Origin of the sequence: Paenibacillus woosongensis, assembly GCF_030122845.1 — a bacterium.
Classification (GTDB): Bacteria; Bacillota; Bacilli; order Paenibacillales; family Paenibacillaceae; genus Fontibacillus; species Fontibacillus woosongensis_A.
The window spans coordinates 2,352,543-2,372,243 of record NZ_CP126084.1 but is presented as its reverse complement, the minus strand read 5'-3'; the positions used below and the strand labels follow the sequence as shown (position 1 = coordinate 2,372,243).

Annotated in this window: 19 protein-coding genes; 1 reads left to right on the top strand and 18 read right to left on the bottom strand. The window is 51.3% G+C overall.

Going from position 1 to position 19,701, the window contains the following annotated elements:
• Window positions 1-23 precede the first annotated feature (23 nt).
• The 10 genes from fliE to sucC form a co-directional block, all read right to left on the bottom strand.
• Window positions 24-335 (bottom strand): flagellar hook-basal body complex protein FliE, encoded by a 312-nt coding sequence (gene fliE, locus QNH46_RS10800; RefSeq protein WP_155610966.1) that lies wholly within the window; start codon window positions 333-335, stop codon window positions 24-26.
• Window positions 336-370: 35 nt separating this feature from the next.
• On the bottom strand, window positions 371-820 hold the full coding sequence (flgC, locus tag QNH46_RS10795; protein ID WP_283928087.1) for a flagellar basal body rod protein FlgC: 450 nt from the start codon (window positions 818-820) through the stop codon (window positions 371-373).
• 6 nt (window positions 821-826) lie between these two features.
• The gene (flgB, locus tag QNH46_RS10790; RefSeq protein WP_213588627.1) at window positions 827-1,234 is read right to left on the bottom strand and encodes a flagellar basal body rod protein FlgB; all 408 of its coding nucleotides are present in this window, start codon (window positions 1,232-1,234) and stop codon (window positions 827-829) included.
• 400 nt (window positions 1,235-1,634) lie between these two features.
• Entirely contained in the window at window positions 1,635-3,041 is a 1,407-nt protein-coding gene (gene hslU / locus QNH46_RS10785) for an ATP-dependent protease ATPase subunit HslU (protein WP_283928086.1), read from the bottom strand.
• Window positions 3,042-3,163: 122 nt separating this feature from the next.
• Window positions 3,164-3,706 (bottom strand): ATP-dependent protease subunit HslV, encoded by a 543-nt coding sequence (hslV, locus tag QNH46_RS10780; RefSeq protein ID WP_280530395.1) that lies wholly within the window; start codon window positions 3,704-3,706, stop codon window positions 3,164-3,166.
• A 77-nt stretch (window positions 3,707-3,783) separates the two neighbouring features.
• On the bottom strand, window positions 3,784-5,109 hold the full coding sequence (trmFO, locus tag QNH46_RS10775) for a methylenetetrahydrofolate--tRNA-(uracil(54)-C(5))-methyltransferase (FADH(2)-oxidizing) TrmFO (protein WP_283928085.1): 1,326 nt from the start codon (window positions 5,107-5,109) through the stop codon (window positions 3,784-3,786).
• Window positions 5,110-5,156: 47 nt separating this feature from the next.
• Entirely contained in the window at window positions 5,157-7,256 is a 2,100-nt protein-coding gene (gene topA, locus QNH46_RS10770; protein WP_283928084.1) for a type I DNA topoisomerase, read from the bottom strand.
• A 91-nt stretch (window positions 7,257-7,347) separates the two neighbouring features.
• Window positions 7,348-8,436, bottom strand: a complete 1,089-nt coding sequence (dprA, locus tag QNH46_RS10765; protein ID WP_283928083.1) for a DNA-processing protein DprA — start codon at window positions 8,434-8,436, stop codon at window positions 7,348-7,350.
• Window positions 8,437-8,551: 115 nt separating this feature from the next.
• Complete coding sequence (gene sucD / locus QNH46_RS10760) at window positions 8,552-9,481, bottom strand: succinate--CoA ligase subunit alpha (protein WP_283928082.1); 930 nt, start codon at window positions 9,479-9,481, stop codon at window positions 8,552-8,554.
• Between the two features lie 37 nt (window positions 9,482-9,518).
• A complete protein-coding gene (gene sucC, locus QNH46_RS10755) occupies window positions 9,519-10,679 on the bottom strand; it encodes an ADP-forming succinate--CoA ligase subunit beta (RefSeq protein WP_155610959.1) in 1,161 nt (386 codons plus the stop codon).
• Between the two features lie 516 nt (window positions 10,680-11,195).
• On the opposite strand from sucC, the gene QNH46_RS10750 reads away from it, so the two are divergent.
• A complete protein-coding gene (locus QNH46_RS10750) occupies window positions 11,196-12,800 on the top strand; it encodes a YifB family Mg chelatase-like AAA ATPase (protein ID WP_283928081.1) in 1,605 nt (534 codons plus the stop codon).
• Between the two features lie 179 nt (window positions 12,801-12,979).
• Here the strand turns inward: QNH46_RS10750 and QNH46_RS10745 are convergent, their stop codons facing one another.
• From QNH46_RS10745 to rplS, 8 genes are all read right to left on the bottom strand, one after another.
• Window positions 12,980-13,378: a YraN family protein gene (locus QNH46_RS10745; protein WP_283928080.1), complete on the bottom strand. Its 399-nt coding sequence runs from the start codon at window positions 13,376-13,378 to the stop codon at window positions 12,980-12,982.
• Window positions 13,368-13,679, bottom strand: a complete 312-nt coding sequence (locus QNH46_RS10740; RefSeq protein WP_155610890.1) for an EscU/YscU/HrcU family type III secretion system export apparatus switch protein — start codon at window positions 13,677-13,679, stop codon at window positions 13,368-13,370. The genes QNH46_RS10745 and QNH46_RS10740 overlap by 11 nt, the downstream gene beginning before the upstream one ends.
• Window positions 13,676-15,670 carry a TP0910 N-terminal domain-containing protein gene (locus tag QNH46_RS10735; RefSeq protein WP_283928079.1) on the bottom strand — a complete coding sequence of 665 codons (1,995 nt, stop codon included), beginning with the start codon at window positions 15,668-15,670 and terminating at the stop codon, window positions 13,676-13,678. The genes QNH46_RS10740 and QNH46_RS10735 overlap by 4 nt, the downstream gene beginning before the upstream one ends.
• A gap of 117 nt (window positions 15,671-15,787) precedes the next feature.
• On the bottom strand, window positions 15,788-16,408 hold the full coding sequence (gene rnhB / locus QNH46_RS10730) for a ribonuclease HII (RefSeq protein WP_283928078.1): 621 nt from the start codon (window positions 16,406-16,408) through the stop codon (window positions 15,788-15,790).
• 167 nt (window positions 16,409-16,575) lie between these two features.
• Entirely contained in the window at window positions 16,576-17,550 is a 975-nt protein-coding gene (locus tag QNH46_RS10725) for an MraY family glycosyltransferase (protein WP_283928405.1), read from the bottom strand.
• A gap of 138 nt (window positions 17,551-17,688) precedes the next feature.
• A complete protein-coding gene (ylqF, locus tag QNH46_RS10720) occupies window positions 17,689-18,552 on the bottom strand; it encodes a ribosome biogenesis GTPase YlqF (protein ID WP_283928077.1) in 864 nt (287 codons plus the stop codon).
• A gap of 39 nt (window positions 18,553-18,591) precedes the next feature.
• Complete coding sequence (gene lepB, locus QNH46_RS10715; protein WP_213588638.1) at window positions 18,592-19,215, bottom strand: signal peptidase I; 624 nt, start codon at window positions 19,213-19,215, stop codon at window positions 18,592-18,594.
• A 103-nt stretch (window positions 19,216-19,318) separates the two neighbouring features.
• Window positions 19,319-19,663: a 50S ribosomal protein L19 gene (rplS, locus tag QNH46_RS10710; RefSeq protein WP_155608904.1), complete on the bottom strand. Its 345-nt coding sequence runs from the start codon at window positions 19,661-19,663 to the stop codon at window positions 19,319-19,321.
• Window positions 19,664-19,701: the final 38 nt, after the last annotated feature.

The following is a 19,701-nucleotide window of genomic DNA, read 5'->3' as shown; positions in this document are numbered from 1 at the left end:
TCATCTACAGCTTGCTAGTTTCATTAAATTTGCGTACGCATAATCTCTTGATAAGCTTCGATCACTTTGTTCCGTACTTGCGTAGTGAGCTGCAAACTTAACAGCGCTTGCTCTGAGGCGATCATAACCTGATCAACATTCGCTTGACCAAGGAGAAACTGCTCATTGACTCGTTGTACATTGTTTTCTTGTGCGGCTACTCCGTTCAGCGCATCAGTCAAATATGAACTGAAATTTTTAATCGCTTCTGAAGGAGATGTTACTGTTGGTTTGACCGGTTCTGTTGCGGCCTCTAACCTTTGAATCGTATTCAGACTAATATTGTTTTGGATCAATTCTTCCCAACTCCTGACTGCTTCAATTTGACTGGTTATTTACCGATTTGCAAGGCCTTTGAAATCATGGCTTTACTGGCGTTCAGTGCGGTGACGTTGGCCTCGTAGGACCGCGTGGCCGAAATCATGTCTACCATTTCCTTCATCAAATCTACGTTTGGCATGTAGACATAGCCTTCGCCGTCAGCGTCGGGATGCGTCGGATCGTATACCGGCTTGAATGGCGTTTGATCTTCCGTGATTTGAGTAATCTTTACCCCCTGGCTAATGGGTTTCTTGCCCATTAACGAATCCAGTGTCGTACCAAAATCGGTTTTGTTGGGTGCCATGACAACCGTCTTCCGCCGATATGGGATCGGCTGGCCATTTTCCATGCTGGCGCGCGTTGTTCGGGCATTGGCGATATTGGAGGAGATAACGTCCATACGAAGGCGCTGCGCTGTTAGTGCTGAAGAACTAATACTGAAACTGTCGCTGATTTTCAAAGCTTATTATCTCCCTTCTGTAGCCACGCGCTTCATTTTGATTTGATAATTCAACTGTTCTATGTACGTGTCGTACCTAAGTTTATTTTCCGCAAGCAAACTCATCTCGCTATCGATGTCCACGTTATTCAGGTTGTTGTTCATTGCTGTTCTGTCATCGACCACGATTCTGGGCTCCGGTACATTCCCTGACGAACCTATGACAAAGTGCCTATAATCGGTCCGATTTCCCCGGAGAGCAGGCATTCCGCCGTTCAACTCATTCTGCAACAAGGTCTCGAAAGATACGTTCGAACGCTTGAAATAAGGGGTATCCACGTTCGCTATATTATCTGCTATCACTTGCTGCCTAGTACTGGCAGCCTGAATCGCGTTTTCGAGCCTTTGAAAGCCTACGCCATTTAGTAGCTGCATCTTCCTATCCCCCTTAATTGATTAAATTTCTTCATTTTCATTCTCGACTTACAACTAATTCCACACAAATTCGCAAATTCCTCTTTTTTTCGACAATAAACCGTTTCGATAGTCTTTCTATTGTCCTATTTGGTCAAAAAACAGCTTAATGTCATATATCCTAAGTTTCAAGCAGATTCGACATTATTACAATAAGAAAAAAGCCCTATCTTTACAGATTTTAACGATTAATTATGCATTTTTTGAATAATTTTCAATATTTTTATGAAAAATCGGCATTTTTAGGTATGACCTTATGCCGATTATACTTGTCGGAAAAAGAAGAAAAGCCGCCGCCCCAATTTCGTGGGACTAACGGCCTCAAATGGCTTTCTTATGCGGTTTAGGAAGATGTCCGGAGTTATAAAATAAATTGACTGAGATCGCGATCCTGGGCGATATCGCCTAGTTTCTCGCGTACATACTCCGGAGTGATCGTCATTTTTTCAAGCGTAAGCTCTGGCGCCTCGAATGATAAATCCTCCAGCAGCTTTTCTAGAATGGTATGCAGGCGTCTTGCTCCGATATTCTCGGTATTGGCATTGACAGATGCGGCAATTTGAGCGATTTCTGCAATCGCCTCAGTGGAAAAATCTATTTCAATGTCTTCCGTGCGCAGCAGCTCGGTGTATTGCTTCGTCAATGCATTTTTAGGCTCAGTAAGTATCGAAACGAAGTCCTCTTGGGACAAACTGTTCAGCTCAACCCGAATCGGGAATCTCCCCTGAAGCTCAGGGATCAGATCCGAAGGTTTAGCCACGTGGAATGCGCCGGCAGCAATAAACAAAATATAGTCGGTTTTTACAGGTCCATATTTAGTCATCACCGTCGATCCTTCAACGATCGGCAAAATATCCCTCTGCACACCTTCGCGGGACACATCCGGCCCTGAGCCGCCGCCTCCGCGGCTGGCTACTTTATCAATCTCGTCGATAAAAATTATCCCGGACTGTTCGGCACGGGCAACCGCCTCTTGGACGAGGTCGTCATGGTCAATGAGTTTGCCCGCCTCTTCCTGTGTAAGCACTTTACGCGCCTCCTTGACCGTTAGCTTACGCTTCTTCGTACGCTTCGGAAGGAAGTTTCCGAACATCTCCTGCATATTCATTCCCATCTGGTCATTGCCTTGACCAGCAAACATATCCAGCATGTTCGGCGCCGTATCTTCCACTTCAATTTCAACCGTATTCTCTTCCATTTGTCCCGCAGCCAGCTTGGCTCGAACCTGGCGCCGCTGCTCGGCTAGCGAGCTATCTTCCTGCGCCTCTTCCGCCGACGGTGTCTCGCTCGCATGCTGGTTTCCAAACAGCATTTCAAACGGATTTCGGTTGTTCTTGGCTTTATGGCTGGAAGGCACAAGAATTTGTACCAGCCTTTCATTGGCTAGTTCCTCAGCCCTATCTTTTACTTTTTCGGTACGCTCTAGCTTCACCGTGCGAATCGCAGTCTCAATCAAATCGCGAACCATAGATTCTACGTCTCTGCCGACATACCCGACCTCGGTAAACTTCGTAGCCTCCACTTTAATGAAAGGAGCCCCGACCAGCTTCGCAAGCCGCCGTGCAATCTCTGTCTTTCCGACACCTGTGGGTCCGATCATCAAAATGTTCTTGGGCACGATTTCATCCTGCACCTCTTCGCTGAGAAGACTGCGGCGGTAACGGTTGCGCAAAGCGACTGCAACAGATTTCTTCGCTTGCTTCTGTCCCACGATATACTTATCCAGCTCAGAAACGATTTGTCTTGGTGTTAATTGAGAATTCGTCATGAGTATCCTCCTTTTGAAGGGTATTTTTGACTTTGCCACGAAAAAAAGTCCGGTTGGCCGGACAGTAGAGCCGATGGCAGCCTGTTCCCGGCATAGCTTCTTGGCACGGAAACAGGCGCACATCAAAGTTCTTCGACAATGATATTATTGTTCGTATACACGCAGATTTCAGAAGCGACCAGCAGCGATTCACGCGCAATGTCCTTTGCCTCCAATTGAGCCGCATGACGCTTTAGCGCACGGGCAGCAGACAAAGCAAAATTGCCTCCTGAGCCGATCGCCAGGACATCGTCATCCGGTTCAATGATTTCGCCCCCGCCGGAGATCAGGAGCATGCCTGTTTTGTCCATAACGATCATCAGGGCTTCCAATTTGCGGAGCACCCGATCCTGGCGCCAATCCTTCGCCAGCTCTACAGCGGCGCGCTGGAGATTGCCGTGATGCTCCTCCAGCTTGGCCTCAAACTTCTCAAATAGAGTAATGGCATCGGCCACAGAGCCGGCAAAACCGGCCAAAACCTGACCCCTGTACAGGCGGCGGACCTTCTTGGCCGTCTGCTTCATCACGACGCTTTCGCCAAACGTGACCTGACCGTCGCCCGCAATAGCTCCTTGGCCATTGTGGCGAACAGCACATATGGTCGTTGCATGAAAAGTAGGAATCATTACAATCCATCTCCTCTGTTTAGGGGTACCCGTATATCATTGTATGATGCGCTATACAGGACGATACTTCCTAAGAATCAGCCTTGTAAGCGGGAATCAGTAATGAACGTCTTTAAACTGTCCAATGCCCGGTGGGCAAGCGCTTCGTTCTTCTCCGCCTTTTTACGGTAACGGGTGTCCAGCTTCGGGAATAAACCGAAATTGGCATTCATCGGCTGAAAATGCTTGAAGTCAGCCGTCGTGATGTATCTGGCCATGCTTCCTAACGTTGTATCCTCAGGGAACACGATGCCGTCCTGCTCATTTACCGCCAGCGCAGCATTGATCCCAGCAACCAGCCCCGAGGCCGCAGACTCGACATACCCCTCTACACCGGTCATCTGCCCCGCAAAGAACAGCCTTGGCCGCTCTTTCAGCTGATACGTCGGCTCAAGCAGCTTTGGCGAGTTAATAAATGTATTGCGGTGCATGACGCCGTAACGGACAAATTCAGCATTCTCCAAGCCTGGAATCATCGAGAATACCCGTTTTTGCTCTCCCCATTTCAAATGAGTTTGAAATCCCACCAAATTGTACAGCGTTCCCGCCGCATTATCCTGACGCAGTTGAACGACCGCGTGCGGGAGCTTGCCGTCATGAGGATTCACGAGTCCTACCGGCTTCATCGGCCCAAATAAAGCCGTCTGCTTTCCCTTTCGCATCATAATTTCGATCGGCATGCAGCCATCGAAATAGATTTCCTTCTCGAACTCTTTCAATTCGGCGACTTCCGCGTGAATAAGAGCTTCGTAGAACGCATCGAATTCCGCTTCCGTCATCGGGCAATTCAAGTAAGCCGCTTCTCCCTTATCGTATCGCGAAGCCAGGTAAACTTTATTCATATCGATGGAGTCCTTCTCCACGATCGGCGCAGCAGCATCGTAGAAGTAGAAATAATCCTCGCCGGTCAAACGCTTGATCTGCTCCGATAACGCCGGAGAAGTCAGCGGCCCCGTGGCGATGATTACGATTCCGTCCTCCGGGATTTCCTGTATTTCTTCATTAATAACCTCGACCAGCGGATGTTCGCGCAGCGTTCGGGTAATCTCGCCTGAGAAGCCGTCTCTGTCAACCGCCAAGGCGCCTCCCGCGGGAACGGCATTGCGGTCTGCCGCTCCAATGACCAGTGAATCCAGCATGCGCATCTCTTCTTTGAGGACGCCTACGGCATTAGTCAGGCTGTTGGCCCGCAAAGAATTGCTGCAAACTAGTTCGGCAAATTTATCCGTATGGTGAGCCGGCGTCTTCCGGACAGGACGCATTTCATATAATCTTACAGGGATGCCGCGCTTAGCGAGCTGCCAAGCGGCCTCGCTTCCGGCAAGCCCTGCTCCAACAACAGTTACTCTCTTTGATTGCTCCACTCTAATTACCCCCTAATGTGTTTCAGTAGGCCTGTTCTAGTTGTCGTCTATTCATCGGAGGTATCTTCATTCTCCTCGATCGGCTCCGCGTGATCGCAAGCCGTGCACTGCAGCTTGCCTCCTTGCTTGTTGCGCTTCTCAACGAGCAGCCCTCCGCATTTCGGGCAAGGCTTCGGGGATGGCCTATCCCAGGACACAAAATCGCATTCCGGATACCGGTTACACCCGAAAAATATCCTTCCTTTCTTGCTTCGCCGTTCCACGACATGGCCTTCTTTGCATTTCGGACACGTCACACCGATGTCCTTGATAATCGGCTTAGTATTCCGGCAGTCCGGGAAACCGGAGCAAGCGAGGAATTTGCCGAAACGCCCCAATTTATATACGAGCGGCTTGCCGCATTTCTCGCAAATTTCATCGGAAACTTCATCTTCGATTTCGATTTCCTTCATTTCTTCTTCAGCGACTTCGAGCCGCTTCTCAAACGATTCATAGAAATCGCTCAGTACGCGGACCCAATCCTCGGAACCTTCCTCCACATGATCGAGATCTTCTTCCATGTGCGCGGTAAACTCCACATCCAGAATTTCCGGAAAAAACTGCTCCATCTGCTCAATGATTAGTTCCCCGAGTTCGGTAGGCATGAACTTCTTGTCTTCAATCGCTACATAACCGCGCTTCTGGATCGTCTCCAGGGTAGGCGCGTACGTACTAGGTCGTCCGATCCCCAGCTCCTCGAGCGTTTTTACCAAGCGTGCTTCCGTGTATCTTGGCGGCGGCTGGGTAAAATGCTGCTTTGGTTCAATTCCCTCGGTTTGCAGCTGGTCGCCAACCGCAAGCGGAGGCAAATATTTATCATCATCGGTTGTTCCATCGTCATTGCCTTCCACGTACACCTTCATAAAGCCGTGAAAGCGGATTTTCGAGCCAACAGCACGGAACGTCACGTCTCCTGCAGCGATGTCCACGGAAAGAGTATCCAGTACAGCAGAGGACATCTGACTCGCCATAAAGCGTTCCCAAATCAATTTATACAAACGATACTGGTCGCGGCTCATAAAGGACTTTACGGATTCCGGGTCGCGAAGCACGGAGGTAGGACGTATCGCCTCGTGCGCGTCCTGGGAGCCGGCCGCTTTCTTCGAATACTGCCTTGGCGTTTCGGGCGCATATTTCTCGCCGTATTTATCCAGAATATATTCCTTCGCTTCCGTTTGCGCAGACTCGGCGATCCGCGTAGAGTCGGTACGCATGTAAGTAATGAGACCTACGGTCCCCTCTTTGCCCAAATCTACTCCTTCGTACAGCTGCTGAGCAACCGACATCGTCTTAGCCGCACGGAAATTCAGCTTGCGGGCCGCTTCCTGCTGCAGAGAACTCGTCGTAAACGGAGCTGCTGGATGGCGGAGACGCTCTCTCTCTTTCACCTCTGAAACCGCAAATGCGGCACCCTCGATCGATTTCAAAATGCCATTTACCTGTTCTTCATTGTTCAGCTCTAGCTTCTCTCCGCGAAGCTGGTGGAACTTCGCTTCGAACGAAGATTCTCCCGTCTTGAGCTTGGCCGTTATGCTCCAATATTCCTCCGGAACGAATGCGGAAATCTCGTTCTCCCGGTCCATGATAATTTTGACGGCGACCGATTGAACTCTTCCCGCCGACAGGCCTTTCTTAACCTTCTTCCATAGCAAGGGACTGATCTTGTAGCCAACGAGCCGGTCGAGAATCCGCCGTGCTTGCTGGGCATTTACGAGATCCATATTGATTTTGCGCGGAGTCTTGAACGCATCCTTGACCGCCTGCTTCGTAATTTCATTGAATACGACACGGCAGGTTTCCGTTTCATCCATATCTAGCGCATGAGCCAAGTGCCAAGCTATCGCTTCCCCTTCGCGATCAGGGTCAGCCGCGAGGTAAATTTTCTTTACCTTTTTACTGGCATCCTTCAATTCCTTCAATACAGAACCCTTACCACGGATTGTTATATACTTTGGACTGAAGTCATTCTCTACTTCAACCCCAATTTGGCTCTTGGGCAAATCGCGAACATGTCCCATTGAAGCTTTCACGATGTATTTGCTGCCTAAGTATTTGCCAATCGTTTTCGCCTTGGCAGGCGATTCCACGATGACGAGTGAATCCGCCACAGGGTCATCCTCCTCTCAAACATTACAAACTAATAAGCTTTATACAAGTCATATAGTCATATTTTATGAACCACTCTCAACAAGGAATGGACTATATTACCTTATAAACAGAACCAGGCAGTTGGACTACTGCTTTTTTCATGATTAAAGATAACAGAACTGAATGTAAATGTCCAAATTCCCATTCCGTCTTCATCAGCAGTTCATCAAATGTAGAAATATCCTGCTCCAACATATGGTATATGCGGCGCTGCTCATCTGTCAACTCGTCGTTTGATCCGATTTCTTCCTCCTTTTCCTCTAAATTAGACAGCAAGACATCATATTCCTCTAAAATATCTTGTGCATCGGTAACCATTTTAGCCCCTTGCCGGATTAGGCCGAGCGTTCCACGGCTTTTGGGCGAGGTGATCTGCCCTGGAACGGCAAATACGTCGCGACCGGCCTCCAGCGCAGCATCAGCCGTAATTAACGAGCCGCTGCGGACATCCGCCTCCACGACAACTGTTCCATATGTTAATCCGGCAATAATTCGGTTGCGCTGCGGAAATAATCCGGGATGTCCTGGCGTACCGATCGGATATTCTGACAAAATCAGCCCCTGTTCACCGATCATTTGGTATAAAGAAGCATTTTCCGGGGGATAAATGACATCTATCGCCGTCCCGAGCACGGCCACCGTCCTGCCCCCGGAGCGCAGTGCTGCCTCATGACAACACGCGTCAATCCCTTTGGCCAGCCCGCTAACGACAACCATGCCCCGGCGGCAAAGCGCCGTGGTTAACTCCGTGCAAACTTTCCGGCCATAAGCCGTAGGAAGACGAGTGCCAACCACCGCAATGGAAGGTAGGGCAAGCAGCTTCATATCCCCTATGCCATATAAAACCCAGGGGGGCCGAACGCTTTCCTTCATTAATAAGGGATACAGAGGGTCGAAGATCGTCAGCGTACTTATCCTCTTGCGATCCAACTGCTCAAGCCTTTCCTCGATCCAGCTTTTTGTTAGTATCTTCGATAGCCTCAAGGCGATTTCCGCCCCAAGGCCCCGCTCCATCCAATCCGTGGCGGTAAAATCCAAAGCATGGACCCAATTTTCGTCCCGGCTCAATATATGCTCAATCCGCTTCCAGCCGAGCCCCTCGCTTTCGTGCAACCCAATAAGTATCGACCGCTTGTCCAATTCCTGCTCCTCCCGTCAAATAAGTGTTTAACCGAAAAAAAGCAAAAAAAGCAACCCTCTAGCCGTTCTGGCCAAGAAGGTTGCTTACCTTATCAATTATTATAACAGAGATCTATTAATGTGTCGTGCAGAGATTAAGAATGCCGCGCTCTTCGAGCACGCTTACCAGCGTAGAGCCCATTTCTGAAGGCGTAGGCGCGACCTTGATGCCGCATTCCTCCAGCTTGGCAATCTTCTCCTTCGCCGTTCCCTTCCCTCCGGAAATGATCGCGCCGGCATGGCCCATCCGTTTCCCTGGAGGCGCCGTTACGCCGCCGATGAATCCGACAACCGGCTTCGTCATATTGTCGCGAATCCATTCCGCTGCTTCTTCCTCGGCCGTTCCGCCGATTTCTCCAATCATAATGACAGCATGCGTGTTGTCATCTTCATTAAAACGGCGCAAAATATCGATGAACTCCGAACCTTTAACAGGGTCGCCCCCGATCCCTACCGCCGAAGACTGGCCAATACCCCGGGTAGTCAGCTGATGAACCGCTTCGTAGGTAAGCGTTCCACTTCGCGATACTACGCCGACATGGCCCGGCATATGGATGTACCCCGGCATAATTCCGATTTTGCACTCTCCAGGCGTAATAACGCCAGGACAGTTCGGCCCGATCAAGACGGTCTTCTTCCCTTCCATATAACGAGAAACCTTGACCATATCGAGCACAGGAATGCCTTCTGTAATACAAATTACTAGCTCCATCTCCGCCTCGACAGCTTCAAGGATCGAGTCTGCAGCAAACGCCGGCGGTACATAAATAACGCTTGCCGTTGCCCCAGTAGCTTCCTTTGCTTCCTTTACGGTATTGAACACCGGAAGGCTTACCGTTTCGCCGCTCTCCAGCGTGATATCCACCTTCGTTCCGCCCTTGCCTGGCGAAGTGCCGCCAACCATTTGCGTACCGTAATCCAAGGCGCCTTTTGCATGGAACAGGGCGGTTTTTCCGGTAATCCCCTGTGTAATCACTTTTGTATTTTTATCGACCAAAATACTCATCGTTCGAGCCTCCTCTAATATGGATTGGAAGATTAGATTATGATACTAGTTCGACGATCTTCTGAGCACCGTCGGCCATGGAATCGGCAGAGACGATCGCAAGACCCGAATTCGCCAAAATATTCTTCCCGAGCTCGACGTTCGTTCCTTCCAGCCGGACAACAAGCGGACGATTAAGACCCACTTGCTTCGCAGCCTCAACGATTCCCGAAGCGATGACATCGCATTTCATGATGCCGCCAAAAATATTGACGAAAATACCTTTGACTTTCGCATCGGACAAAATGATTTTGAAAGCTTCCGTGACTTTCTCTGCGGTTGCGCCGCCCCCTACGTCGAGGAAGTTGGCAGGATCGCCGCCGTAATATTTAATAATATCCATCGTCGCCATCGCCAGGCCTGCGCCGTTGACCATGCAGCCGATATTGCCATCCAGGGCGATATAGCTCAAGTCGTATTTTGAGGCTTCGATTTCCTTCTCATCTTCTTCTTCAAGATCGCGAAGCGCCAAAATATCCTTCTGGCGGAACAACGCGTTGGAATCAAAGTTCAGCTTGGCATCAAGCGCCATCACTTGGCCGTCGCCCGTAACAACAAGCGGGTTGATTTCTGCGATGGAGCAGTCTTTATCCACAAATGCTTCATACAACGCCAGCATGAATTGAGCCGCTTTGTTCACCAGCTCATTCGGAATATTAATAGCATACGCCAGTCTGCGAGCCTGGAACGGCTGCAAGCCGATAGCTGGATCAACGATTTCCTTGAAAATTTTCTCCGGTGTAGCCGCAGCTACCTCCTCAATTTCCGTACCGCCTTCTTCCGAAGCCATCAGTACGACGCGTCCCGTTGCCCGGTCGACAACAACGCCGACATAATATTCCTTCTTAATGTCGCAACCTTGCTCAATCAACAGGCGTTTTACTTCCTTGCCCTCAGGCCCCGTCTGATGTGTTACGAGTACCTTGCCGAGAATTTCTTCGGCATATGCCCGCACTTCATCCAAATTCTTCGCAACCTTGACGCCACCGGCCTTCCCCCGGCCTCCAGCGTGGATTTGGGCTTTGACCACGACGACTCCGCTGCCCAGTTCTTCAGCTGCTTTTACGGCTTCATCCACCGTAAAGGCAACTTGTCCCTTCGGCACGGCTACCCCGTATTGCTTCAGGACTTCTTTTCCTTGATATTCATGGATATTCATTCGTAGAATCCTCCTATCAACAGGCGGTAATTAAGGTGAACATATGAAACCCAGTACATTGTACCATGTTTTTAAAACGCTTTCCTTAAAAATTCATTCTTTATACACAACTTTTTTATATCGTTTCCATCTAATTTTGATATGGATCATGTTCTGGGTCGCTCCATTTTCAGGAATTCCGCTGGATTTCCCCCTTCCTTCACATAGCTGATAAAATACGAACTTTCGGCAAATTGAGTCAAATTCCCCGCCTCGCTTTATCCAGGTAAAATATATCATATCGAGATAGATCGGCCTCTATCCCGATAATATTAAGCCAATTTTTATTGTGTAACTTTTTTAATAGCGAGCCACAACAAAGCAATTGCTGCAACGCCCGTTTATTGACTTTTCGTGGATTTCCTTCTAAAATACGGTCATGCGACGATGGAAAGTTGAGGAAGCACCCTTTTCCCACACTGCATTTAGGCATGTCATGCCTAATGCCGCAATGAGAGAAAGGGGTGTTTGTTTATTATGTACGGTAAATTGTATAGCGCATGTCTATACGGGATAGACGGAAGATTAATCGAGGTCGAAGTCGATTTGTCAAACGGCATTCCGCATACGATGATTGTCGGCTTGCCGGACTCCGCTGTGCGAGAGGCTGTTGAACGGGTGAGAGCCGCGATCAAAAATTGCGGCTATGCCTTCCCCCTTCAGCGGGTAACGATCAATCTGGCGCCAGCCGATCTGCGCAAAGAAGGCTCCGCCTTTGATCTAGCGATCGCGCTTGGCATACTATCTGCGAGCAAGCAGATTGTATTGCCTGCAAACGAACGGCTCCTGATGATCGGAGAGCTCTCTCTCGATGGCCTGCTTCGCCCCGTCTCCGGCGTCATTTCTATGGTTGATTTGGCCAAACGGCAAGGCTTTGATGCCGTGCTTCTTCCCTGGGAGAATACGGAGGAAGCAATGCTGCTAGGCGGAATTTCAATTTACGGCTTGAAACATTTAAACGAATTATCGCCTGTTGAAAATGTGCACTCCAAACCGCATTGTCCTTCGGCCCAGACGAAGGAAGGCCCGCTTGTTATATCATCGTTTGCCCACTTAAAATGCTCCAGCAACGAGACAAGCCGTCCGTCCCATACACCGGGCCTCTTGACGGAGGACTACAGCGATGTCTTGGGACAGCTGCACGCCAAGCGGGCCATGACAATTGCTGCCGCGGGAAAGCATAATATTATGCTCATCGGACCGCCAGGCACCGGCAAAACGATGCTAATCCGCCGCCTCCCCTCCATTCTGCCTGAGTTAAGCCAAGATGAAGCGCTGGAGGTGACGAAAATCTACAGCTCCGCAGGGAAATTCAAAGGAGCGGAATCCACACTAATACGCAGCAGACCTTTTCGCTCGCCTCATCATACGATTTCGGCGGCGGGACTCGTCGGCGGCGGCGGCATCCCGCGGGCTGGGGAGGTCAGTCTGGCTCATCACGGGGTTCTGTTTCTCGACGAGCTGCCGGAGTTTGCCCGCAATGCCCTGGAGGTGCTGCGCCAGCCGCTGGAGGAACGAAAAGTTACGATTAGCCGGAGCCGGGCAGCCTTCACTTTCCCAGCAAATTTTCAGCTGGCGGTTTCACTAAATCCTTGTCCGTGCGGATTTTTTGGAGGCCAGCCGCCGCTCCCTCGCTGCACCTGCAGCCCCTATAGGGTAGCTCAATACCGGGAGCGCATTTCCGGCCCTCTGCTGGATCGTATCGACATGCATGTTGAAGTTCCACTACCGGCAAATTGGCTGAACGATAAACAGCCCCTTAGCTCGGAAGAAATGAGAAAGGCAGTGCTTTATGCACAGGAGCTGCAGCAGCAGCGTTACAAAGGGCTGGAGATCTCCAGAAATAGCGAGCTAAGCGGCAAACTGCTGCGGAAATATGCGAGGTTGAACCGGGAAGCAGTGCAGCTGCTGGAAGCCACTTTTCAATCAATCGGCCTCAGTATGCGCGCCTACGACCGTATCATCAAGCTGTCCCGCACGATCGCGGATTTGGAAGGGGCAGACTGTATTTCTGCTGGTCATGTCGCCGAAGCGATTCAGTACCGCCAGCTTGATCATAGAATCGCCGATGCGAATGGATAAATCGGTTTATCCATAAATAAAACATAGCCTTGCCGTCTTCAGAAGGGTTCGAGGAATCTGATCTCTCACCGATGCTATGACAGCAAGGCTATATGGTTTTCATTCTGTGAGACAAAGCAAGCTGCCGATAAATGCGTTCTAGCTTCATAGATGTTTAAGGGCCGCAAGAGGCGGTCTTATTAGAAAGCAGCGGAGATGTGCTCAATGGAAATCATCTCATCCCCTCTCATCTGCACGGCTAGAACGTCGAAGCGAACCTGCTCGTTATATTGCTGTGTCCTATGCAGATATACGGCAGCAGTCTCTCTGATTTGCTTCATTTTACGAGGTGTGATAGATTCCGCCGGCGTCCCGAACTGTTCATTATGTACGCTTCGGCTTCTCACTTCTATGATTACAATTACACCCTCTTGTTTTGCGATGATGTCGATTTCTCCTGAACGGCAGCGCCAATTGCGCTCAAGCAGCTCGTAACCTCGTTCCTGCAAATAGCGGGCTCCGGCTTCCTCGGCCAATCGGCCTCTTGCCTTTCTTCCATCCAAAGGGCGTATGCGCTTGCCATTTGGGTCAATATTCATGGGAAATCCCCTTCTCCGCCATTTTATCTGAACGGTATATAAAGCTAAGTATTTCGGCTACCAGCGTGTACAGCTCTGGAGGAATCTGCTGATCCAGATCCAGTTTGGAGAGTACTTCTACAAGTGCGGCATCCTCCTGTACGGGCACGCCGTGCTCCTTGGCCTTCTCCAGTATTTGATCGGCCAGATAGCCGCTCCCTTTGGCCGCGACGACCGGCGCGTCGCTTTGGGATGGATCGTATTTGAGGGCGACGGCTTTTCTGATTTGGTAGGGGCGCTGATCTTCGCTGCTCTCACTCATATCCGATAATCCACCCCTTTATAGGTCGTCGGCGTATACGAAAACGGGGAACCCGGCTCATTTGCGCCCATCGTTTCAGGTTCTACGGAAGGCAGAAGGCCGCTTTTCAGGGATACCAGCTGGTAACCGGCTGTTTGCAGCGCCTCTTGAACCTCCTCCTCCCTGGACTCGAGAAACTGGCCCGTCGTCTCCGCTTCGGCATAAATTTTCAGCATGACCTTCTTGTCCAGCACCTGGACGTCCAGCATGATCAAGCCAAGCGATTTCATTTGCAGATCGAACCAGAGCCGGCAATTGGCCGCATCCAGCTCCCCTTTGCGGCCGCGGCGTGATTCGATATGAACGGCCGCTGTCTGTTCGCCATCCTCCCCAATGAAGGGCAGAAACAGCGTCACCTGTGCAAAAGGCGCAGTACGATCCGTATTCAGCAGCAGCTGCTGTCCAGTCAGCTGATGAACGAGCTGGCGGGCGGCCTCCTGCAGCGGTGCCGGCACGTCGTCCGCAGCGAGCAATTGCAGCAGTACGCCCTTCAGCGTCTCGCGGGCCGCCGCCTCTGGCAGAACGCCGGCCTGCTGCGCAACGGCCGCGCCATGCGCCTGCGCCCCGGGCGCGGCCTGGCCTGCGCCGCCCGCGGCTGCGCCCGTGCTGGCGGCCTGCAGCGTACCGCTGGCCGCCTCGCCGCGTAGCGCCGCCGCAGGCGCATGGTCCGGCGCGGCCGCAGGCGCGCTGCCGGCCTGCCCGCTGCCGCCTGGCGCCTCCGCGCCTCCGGCGGCAGCCCGCTGCGCCGCGCCTGCGGCTGGCGGCGCCTCCTGCGCGCTGCTTGGCGCAGCGCGCAGCACTTGCTGCTCGTGCTCCGCACCGAGCAGCTTGAGCACGCGTCCCACCCACGGCTCCGCCTCGGGGGCGGGACGCGTCAGCAGCGCGGGCGAAGGCCCTGCGGGCACTTCGCCTTGCGCTTGCGCCTGCGCTGCAGGCGCCGCTGCTGCCGCAGGCATAGCGGCGGCCGTGCCGGCTGCGGCGGCCGGGCTCTGCTGCGGCGCGCTGCTTGCCGCGCCGCGCTCCGCCGCAGCTGCTCCGCCTGGCGGCGATATCGCGGCGCGCAGCTCTTGCAGCACCTGCTGCAGCTTGCCTACCAGCGCTTCAGCAGATGACCCTGCGTTTGGCATTGCAGCCTGTCCACCCTGCGCCGCTTGCCCAGCTGGTAATCCGCCTGACGGGCTGCCAGCCGTTGCCGCCGCCGCATGAGCCGAAAACGACGAAGCATTGCCATCATGAGCCTGGCCTGACACAGCATTGCCTGTTTGAGCAGAAGGTTGGCCAGCCCACGCCTGCCCCTGCGCTTGAGCCGGTACCGCTCGATTTCCAGCTGCCTCCTTGGCCCCATTCCCTTCCGCCGAACGCACTAAATTACTGAGCAATTCCTCCAGCGTGGTTAACAGCTCGTGCAACGGCGGGCCGAAAACAGCCTGGTGCAGTCCCGCCACCGTCTCTCCGGTCAAAGGAAGTCCCCGTCCCAGTGCAATTCCCGCTGCTTGAATCCATTCCGACATCGGCACGGCTTGCGGTTTATGTAAAGTTAACTGCTGAAGCGTGTGCAGACTCTCTTTCGTTAAAGGCAGGCCGCTAGCCCGCATCATCTGCACCAGCTCGCGGTTTGCCGCCGTATCCTCCAGGCCCATAGCGGCCAGGGCGTTCGCTAAAGAAGCAGCGGACATCGGTGCCGCCGTGTTGGATCCGACAGGTTTTAATACGGCCAACCCGTCAGCTGACGGCTGCTGAACCTGCAGCAGCGTCGTTTCTCCTTGGCGAAGCGGCGTCTCCAGAGCGGCGTGAAGCTTCACGCCCTGCACCTGTATGACCGCTTCCTGTCCATCCTCCGAGACACTTAGCACAGTCCCTCTTACGATTTGCCCCGTTTTAAGTTCTAACGCCCGCGGTTCTCCCGGCCGGGAATCTCCCATAAGACTGCGCATCAGCGGTCCGATATTCATGAGCATCCTCCTGTATTTACATCAATGATACGGAAAACCCGCCTTACTCAAGACGGGTCTAGTAAGAAGCGAAAAACGTTGTTCAGTGCGCTTACTTTTAGAGAAGCTTACTTGCCTTTAAAACAACGTCTGTTCCTGTACGAATAAATTGCGCATAAAGCTCTTGCGATGCATGGGTGTCGGGCCAAGAGCCTGTAACCGCTCCCGATGCAGCTTAGTCGCATAACCTTTATGCGCGGCAATGCCGTATTCCGGATATCGAACATCCCACTCGCCTTCGCACAGTCGATCTCGAGTTACTTTGGCCACGATCGAGGCCGCGGCGATAGACTGGCTTACCGCATCCCCTTTGATCACCGCCAGCTGCTCGATATCGACGTCGACCTTCTCCGCATCGATGAGAAGAAAATCCGGCTTAATTGCAAGCTGCTCCACCGCCTGCTTCATTGCCAGGCGCGTTGCCTGCTTGATATTAAGACGGTCAATTGTTTCCGCATCGATGAATCCCGTGCCTACGGCCAGCGCTTCTTTCATAATCATATCGAATAATTTCTCGCGCTTTTTTGCAGTCAGCTTCTTGGAATCATTAACTTCTTCTAATATTAATCCATGCGGTAAAATAACTGCTGCAGCGACGACATCACCGAACAGACAGCCCCGACCGACCTCGTCGATTCCCGCAACATACTGGAACGAGCGCTGCCAATATTCTTTTTCATAAGTTAGTAAATCACTCATTATGCCTCCTTGTATTTGCAAACCCACCGTCCCAACAATACAACAAATCACATAAGCAAATTCCGTTCCGTGTAAGGGTATATCAGTAATATCGGAAATTGCGCTTCAATTATATAGACTTTAGGCAAAATAAAAGGCCGGGGCACTTCTCCCGGCCTGACATAAATTTAAGTTTGGATAAGGAGCAGGATTATCGATGAAAGGCAAAGACAAGTGCTAATCAGCATTAAGAACATGACCGTTTGCTGGTGGGTAAGACCCGCCCGCAGCAAGCGATAATGCACCTGGCTCGCATCCGCCTCGTAAATGGACTTTCCTTGCAGGAACCGTTTGATCACAACAAAGATATTGTCGAATATCGGCACGCCAAGCGCCAATACAGGTATAAAGAGCGATAGTACCGTAGCTTGCTTAAATGCCCCATCCAGCGCGATTACCGCTAATATGAAGCCAAGAAACGTCGCCCCGGCATCCCCCATGAAGATTTTGGCCGGTGGCTTGTTGTAGCGCAGATAAGCCAGCGTTACTCCGACAAGGGTGATTGCCATGATGGCAGAAGTCGACTGTCCTTTGGTTAAAGCAACGATAAACAGGGTAATGGCAGAAATGGCCGATAGCCCGCCGGCCAGCCCGTCCAGGCCATCCGAGAAATTAATGACCGTCGTTACTCCGAAAATCCATAGAATCGTCAGAAGAAACTGCAATATGCCCGGCAGCACCACATATTCTCCGGAAAAAGGGTTGAAAAAACCTGTAAACGAAATGCCCGACGCATATACGATCACGGCTGCCGATACTTGAACGATCAGCTTGGGAAGAGCCGGAAAATCCTTGCCTTTCGTCTTGTACCAATCATCGAGCGTGCCGATAATCAGCAGCAATACTCCGCCGATAAATATCGCCAGCGTCTCCATGTTGAATTCTCTGCCGACAGCTAAATATGTAACAAAAAAGCCAATGAAAATAACATAGCTTGCCGTAAGCGGAATCGGCTCCCGGTGCAGCTTGCGCTCCACATCCTTCCGGGGTTTATCTACGAAATCGAGTCGAAAAGCCAATCTCCCAAACGGAGGAATAAGCAAATATACGATAAGAAACGACATGATTAACGAAATTACGTATATAATGATCAACACCACCATCAAGTATAATCAACAAGATTATACAATCTTAACGGAGGATTGTCGATATTTCTAGGTAACTCGCTGCCCCGGCAGACCGTACTGCGCATCTAACAAAATAACCGCCTTCCCTTGTTGAAAGACGGTCTAAGCATGGATTCAGTATGGGGACTCCAGGGAATATCTTCCTAGCTTTCCGGCCCGAAGCTCGCGCAATAACACGCTGGAAGCTTTCTCAAGATCCACCCTTCCGCCGCTGACCAGACAGCCGCGCTTACGTCCTACGGCTTCCATCACGGCCACGATTTCATCCGGATTCTCAAAATCCCGCGGGGCCTCTTCGAGTTCGAATCGTTCAGCGAGCGGCTCCCAGTAATACTTCGCTAAATATTTTACCGCAAAAAAGGCAATATCCTCAATGTTCAGAATTTCTTCACGGATCGCTCCAGTCATTGCCAAACGGTAACCCACGTTCTGATCCTCAAATTTCGGCCACAATATACCCGGCGTATCCAGCAGCTCCATCTCCGTGCCTACCTTGATCCACTGCTGTCCCTTGGTAATGCCCGGCCGATCCCCGGTCGCCGCAATATTTCGCCCGGCCATCCGGTTGATCAGCGTAGATTTGCCGACGTTTGGAATTCCAACGATCAGCGCCCGGATCGCTCGTGGATTTACGCCCTTAGCCAGCTGCTTCTCGATCTTATCCTGAAGCAGTTCTCTGGCCATGGCCGGAATTTCTTTGACGCCCTGGCCTGTGGAAGCATCTATAGCCACAGCGGCATAGCCTTCTTGCTTAAAATAATCAATCCATTCGCGCGTAACCGCCGGGTCTGCCAAATCCGCTTTGTTGAGCAGGATCATCCGCGGCTTGCCCTGCAGTATGTCGTCAATCATCGGATTGCGGCTAGACAAAGGCAGTCTCGCATCCACCAGTTCTATTGCGACGTCGATCAGCTTCAGCTTCTCCTGAATCTGACGGCGCGCTCTCGTCATATGTCCGGGAAACCACTGTATCGTCATGTCATCACCTCAGTTCCCGTTGCTCCCGCTTTCGGGCATTCATTTATGCTTAATCACTTTAATATCCTTCAAAGGCCAGAACACGAGATCCGCTCTCCCTACAATATCCTTGTAGGGTACGAAGCCGATTCGGCGGCTATCCGTACTGTTGGAGCGGTTATCTCCAAGCACGAAGATATGACCCTCCGGAACCGTGCTCTCTGGAACGAATTCATTCGGGAAATTTCCTTCTGTATTATAAAGCTGATTATTGTTATGCTTCTCATTTACGACATCTTTAATGTAAGTTTCGTCTACGACTTCCCCGTTCACCATAACCGTATCGCCTTCGACCTGAACCGTATCGCCAGGAACGCCGATGACCCGTTTAATGAAATCACGGCCCTGCGAAGGTACATGGAATACGACGACCTCGCCGTGCTTTGGTCCACGGATGTCATAAAGAATTTTGTTAACGATGATTCTCTCGCTTGTATGAAAGTTGGGCTGCATCGACTCTCCATCCACAATAAAAGGAGCAAACAACAGCCAACGGATGACAAGAACCAGTACGACAGCAATTACTATCGCTTTTAGCCACTCCAAAGCCTCGTTTTTTTCTTTACTTGGCGGATCCTGCGCAGCGCCCGATTGACCCGTTTCCGATTGAAATTGCTGTTCCATAGTTCGCAACCTCACTTTGTCATGGAATATGTAGCGTGACGACAGTCAGAAGAAATAGTAAAGGGGCTTGAATAATACAAGCCCCCCCTTGATCGTTAACAAATTAACGACGCACTTCTTTAATTCTAGCTGCTTTACCGCGCAGTTCACGAAGATAGTATAGCTTCGCACGACGCACTTTACCACGGCGAGCCACTTCGATTTTATCGAGTTTCGGGGAATGAAGCGGGAAAGTTCTTTCCACGCCAACACCGTTAGAAATTTTACGAACTGTAAAAGTTTCACTGATTCCGCCGCCACGACGCTTAATTACAACACCTTCAAACAGCTGGATACGCTCACGAGATCCCTCGATAACCTTAACGAACACTTTCAAAGTGTCACCGGAACGAAAGCTCGGAATATCTTTGCGAAGTTGTTCTTGCGTAATCGCTTGTACGATATTCATCTATGACTCCCTCCTTCCACTCAGGTGTTCTTGCCTCT

Bases quoted from the DNA above. Each gene is read 5' to 3' on its own strand.
- flgB (WP_213588627.1), bottom strand. From the start codon at position 1,234: ATGCAGCTACTAAATGGCGTAGGCTTTCAAAGGCTCGAAAACGCGATT.
- hslU (WP_283928086.1), bottom strand. From the start codon at position 3,041: ATGACGAATTCTCAATTAACACCAAGACAAATCGTTTCTGAGCTGGAT.
- hslV (WP_280530395.1), bottom strand. From the start codon at position 3,706: ATGATTCCTACTTTTCATGCAACGACCATATGTGCTGTTCGCCACAAT.
- sucD (WP_283928082.1), bottom strand. From the start codon at position 9,481: ATGAGTATTTTGGTCGATAAAAATACAAAAGTGATTACACAGGGGATT.
- sucC (WP_155610959.1), bottom strand. From the start codon at position 10,679: ATGAATATCCATGAATATCAAGGAAAAGAAGTCCTGAAGCAATACGGG.
- QNH46_RS10750 (WP_283928081.1), top strand. From the start codon at position 11,196: ATGTACGGTAAATTGTATAGCGCATGTCTATACGGGATAGACGGAAGA.
- QNH46_RS10745 (WP_283928080.1), bottom strand. From the start codon at position 13,378: ATGAATATTGACCCAAATGGCAAGCGCATACGCCCTTTGGATGGAAGA.
- QNH46_RS10740 (WP_155610890.1), bottom strand. From the start codon at position 13,679: ATGAGTGAGAGCAGCGAAGATCAGCGCCCCTACCAAATCAGAAAAGCC.
- QNH46_RS10735 (WP_283928079.1), bottom strand. From the start codon at position 15,670: ATGAATATCGGACCGCTGATGCGCAGTCTTATGGGAGATTCCCGGCCG.
- rnhB (WP_283928078.1), bottom strand. From the start codon at position 16,408: ATGAGTGATTTACTAACTTATGAAAAAGAATATTGGCAGCGCTCGTTC.
- QNH46_RS10725 (WP_283928405.1), bottom strand. From the start codon at position 17,550: ATGGTGGTGTTGATCATTATATACGTAATTTCGTTAATCATGTCGTTT.
- ylqF (WP_283928077.1), bottom strand. From the start codon at position 18,552: ATGACGATACAGTGGTTTCCCGGACATATGACGAGAGCGCGCCGTCAG.
- lepB (WP_213588638.1), bottom strand. From the start codon at position 19,215: ATGGAACAGCAATTTCAATCGGAAACGGGTCAATCGGGCGCTGCGCAG.
- rplS (WP_155608904.1), bottom strand. From the start codon at position 19,663: ATGAATATCGTACAAGCGATTACGCAAGAACAACTTCGCAAAGATATT.